Annotated in this window: 1 protein-coding gene; it reads left to right on the forward strand. The window is 71.0% G+C overall.

The features are described from left to right. Positions 1 to 403, forward strand: a 403-nt coding sequence (locus JZ792_RS43795) for an EamA family transporter (RefSeq protein WP_498044278.1), incomplete at both ends; no start/stop codon positions are given.

Raw genomic sequence — 403 nt, forward strand, 5'->3', positions numbered from 1 at the left:
GTGTTCGGCGAGCGGCTGCGACCCCTGCAGGTCGTGGCGGTGACGATCGCGGCGACGGGCGTCGCCGTCGCCGTGGTGTGGGCAGGGGAGTTGCCGGCCCTCTCGCTGTCGCTCGCGGTCAGCTTCGCGCTCTACGGGCTGGTGCGAAAGGTTGTCGGAGTCGATGCCCTGGTCGGGTTCCTGACCGAGACGCTGCTGCTCCTGCCGCTCGCGATCCTGTGGCTCGTGCTCTCGCCCGAGCCGTTCCTGCCGGCCGAGCCAAAGAACCTCGCCCTGCTGATGCTGACCGGGCTCACCACGGCGCTGCCGTTGATCTGGTTCGCCGCCGCCGCGGTGCGCCTGCGGCTGACCACGTTGGGCCTGCTGCAATACGTCGCCCCGACCTGCCTGCTCGGCCTGAGCG

Source organism: Nocardia noduli (genome assembly GCF_019038455.1).
GTDB classification, from domain to species: domain Bacteria; phylum Actinomycetota; class Actinomycetes; order Mycobacteriales; family Mycobacteriaceae; genus Nocardia; species Nocardia noduli.